Here is a 3,063-nt window from a genome sequence, read left to right as displayed (position 1 = left end):
TAAAGCATGATGGGTACCACCAGCAGTATTGCAGGCTAACCCTTGACTTAGGGCTAGTTTAGCCGTAAGAATGGTGCCACCTACGGCAGTACAGGTACGCTTGACTAAAGCTGGACTCCAGGGTAAGCCAATGCGTCGCACAGCTTTCGGCTCAAGGGTACCTTCACAGTAAGCTTGAACATAGTCGGGAGTGTGAACCAGGTGGAGCCACTCTAGTGGGGGAAGGTCTGGAGTGTGGAATTGTTTAGGAGTGGCAATGTCTTCTTGTAGCAGTAGTTGGTAGAGTTTCCCAAATTTAGGCATGGGAAAGCGATGCCCGTCTGGCAGAGGTGCGACATAGTGCTGGTGATAGACGATTGGCAAGTTCATGATCAGACAATCCCAGACAAGGTTTTCCAGCTCGCTACACTTCTTGATGCAGTCGCTCATGGGGGAAACCCCCAAGACCGCGCTGCATCGCTTTTTTTAAAATCCTCAACCAAGTCAAAGGAAGCATAACATGAATAACCCTTGGCATAATTTTAAGCAACAGCCTTGGCTAGCTCTGTCGAAAGTAGCTGCCTTCACCACTGTGCTGGTAGTTGCTCTAGAGAACCTGTTGATATGGGTCTTGACTCAATCAGAAATTTTCCGTCCCGTCTCGGTGCTACTATTTTCTCGACCCCTAGTAATAATCTGGTTTTTCGCTGCGACTATAGGAGTTGGGGTGTTAGGAGTTTATATTTGTGAACGTTGGCAGTCCCAGCTACTCCTGAATACCTCTAGTCTCTGGGCTTTAGTGTTGTGCCTTATCGTCGGTCTATTGCTCAAGTCCCAACTTCCAATCCCTCCTGGGCTAGTTGGGTTTTCCATGAATTCTTTGATTGGAGTAATCCTAGGGGTATTTTGGAAAGGTCGTCCTTACTGGCGTTATTAGGATTAAAAACGCGATGCTAACCAAAGAGCTGCTACGGTAACGCATCAAAAGCATCAACGAATACTATAGCAATCCACTATAATTCCGAAAATTATTGCAGTGGGGAAATCTTGCCTGCACTATAGTCTCAGGTTTTTTTAGAAACAATCGCTAATTCTGCTACTAATATTGGACTTTTGACAAAATAGTACCCTCAAAGGGTACTGTCACTATCTAAGGGAGCCGAGACAATAGATTTGTTAGCCCATTGTTTTGAGTAGAAACAAAAGGGAAAACATCAAATTTTCTCCAAAGTCTAAGCAGAAGAAAAACAGAAATGTTTACCCCCGATCCCACAGATTTGGTAGCTGAGTATTTATTTGAAACTCCAACTGAAAACGGAGTGATCAGGAACACAGCTAATCCTGGAACCTTTGACGGTATGATCCAGCACGATCCCGATGCCCATCCTCTGGCTCCCTCAGCGGATGTCCCGCCAGGGTTTGTTGGTTCAGCATCCCTGAACTATAACGTTCTCAGACGCTTATCAGATAGCGGCGAATCCCCGCAAATGTCCTTTGCACAATACGTTGAGGTTCCCAATTTCCCAGATCTGGCTAACCTGACCGTGGAAACTTGGGTTAAGGTTGATTACATCAAAGCAAACCCAGCCTTTACCGATCCTCCCCAGGGTACTTACCCTGATGGAGAAGTTGGTTTTGGAGCCTGCCCACAGCCCATATGCAAAGCATTTTCCTGGTATCTTTTCCTGAGTACTCTACAAACCGATCGCAATCTGATTCTGACTATCATCCCTAACAATGTCACCCAAGGATTACCGAAGGAAGCAGACGAAACTAGCGGCAGTGGTGGTGTAGTCAGTGAGGATATCGTCCATGGTGGTCAATGGACCCATATGGCTGCAACCTTTGGTGAAGTGGCTCCCGGTAGGTTTATCATGCAGACCTACATTAATGGCATCCAAAGCCACATCGAAGAAGTTCGAGACTTTAACGGCAACATCCGTCGGATTCCCAATCAGACTGACAACCCGATAGCGCCTTCCCCTGGTAGACCCCTACGGCTGGGGCAATTCCGTGATATTCAAGGCAATCTTGACTATCAGTACTCCGGACTTTTGGCTGGTGTACGAATTTACAGTCGGGCTTTGACTCAGGAACAGATTCAAGCTGACTACAGGCATGACATCTGTTCAGATCAAGCACCATTAGGGAAAGAGATATTCAGACTGGGCTTACTTAGTCTATGGCTGTTGAAGTCTACTTAATTGGGGTCAGAAGAATGTAGAATTTAGAATGAAGAATGAAGAATGAAGAATTAAGAATGAAGAATTAAGAATGAAGAATTAAGAATTAAGAATTAAAAATTATACCTTTGCCCATTCTAAATTATTTTGAATTCCCAATTCCCAATTCCCAATTCTAAATTCTACATTCTAAATTCTACATTCTAAATTTTGCATTACACACTCTAGCAGCTCCCCATGGCATTGCTTTTGAGTGCCACCCCTAACGGAATTTTACTTATCCCTAAACTGGTGCAACCAATTGGTCAAATCCACCTCAGTTTCAAAATCTAACAACGCTTCTCCTAAATCCTCCAACTGGTCAAAGGATAATTCCTCAATTTGATTTTGTAATTGGGGATTTATCTGACCTAATCGACGGTTTAGTAGACGGATAATTAACTTAACCTCATTGCGCTTTCCTTGTTCTAATCCTTGGCGAATAATTCGTTGATAAACTACTGACTCTTGCATCATATCCTCCCGAAAATAAGCTTGAATTAAATTAATAATTTAGAATTAATAATTTAGAATTAATAATTTATAGCAACCGAAGTATAGCGTTTCTAGGACTCATGAGGTACACATTATTTTTTCCCTCTTCCGTCTTGCCTCTTCCGTCTTCGCTGCTTCCTAAAACCCAGAAATTTGTACCTCACAAGTCCTATAAGTGCTATATATACTGATCGCTGTGACAAATCATCCCGCAATCTTTCTAGATTATTACGGTAGGTAACAGTATTAGGATGATTTGATCCTAACTTCCGTTCTGCAATATCCAAAGCCTGGACATACAGGGGTTCCGCTTCATGGTAACGCCCCTGAGCATAGTAGAGTAATCCCAGGTTCTTGAGACTACTGG

At 43.6% G+C, this 3,063-nt stretch carries 5 protein-coding genes; 2 read left to right on the top strand and 3 right to left on the bottom strand.

Translation table 11 applies throughout. From position 1 onward, the window contains the following. Window positions 1-369, bottom strand: a 369-nt coding sequence (locus tag F6K20_RS31535) for an arginase family protein (RefSeq protein ID WP_502708903.1), incomplete at its 3' end; no start/stop codon positions are given. 130 nt (window positions 370-499) lie between these two features. Between F6K20_RS31535 and F6K20_RS31530 the strand changes: the two genes are divergently transcribed. Beyond that, on the top strand, window positions 500-916 hold the full coding sequence (locus F6K20_RS31530) for a hypothetical protein (protein ID WP_008180997.1): 417 nt from the start codon (window positions 500-502) through the stop codon (window positions 914-916). 316 nt (window positions 917-1,232) lie between these two features. After that, complete coding sequence (locus F6K20_RS31525) at window positions 1,233-2,183, top strand: LamG-like jellyroll fold domain-containing protein (RefSeq protein WP_287297380.1); 951 nt, start codon at window positions 1,233-1,235, stop codon at window positions 2,181-2,183. 252 nt (window positions 2,184-2,435) lie between these two features. On the opposite strand, the gene F6K20_RS31520 is transcribed toward F6K20_RS31525, so the two are convergent. Both F6K20_RS31520 and F6K20_RS31515 read right to left on the bottom strand, forming a co-directional pair. Further along, entirely contained in the window at window positions 2,436-2,678 is a 243-nt protein-coding gene (locus F6K20_RS31520) for a DUF4351 domain-containing protein (protein ID WP_229414357.1), read from the bottom strand. 110 nt (window positions 2,679-2,788) lie between these two features. Beyond that, window positions 2,789-3,063, bottom strand: a 275-nt coding sequence (locus tag F6K20_RS31515) for a tetratricopeptide repeat protein (protein ID WP_287297378.1), incomplete at its 5' end; no start/stop codon positions are given.

It is taken from the genome of Moorena sp. SIO2C4 (genome assembly GCF_010672485.1).
GTDB lineage: Bacteria > Cyanobacteriota > Cyanobacteriia > Cyanobacteriales > Coleofasciculaceae > Moorena > Moorena producens.
Note: the sequence above shows the minus strand (reverse complement) of the source record. Positions and strands in the feature narration are given on the sequence as shown.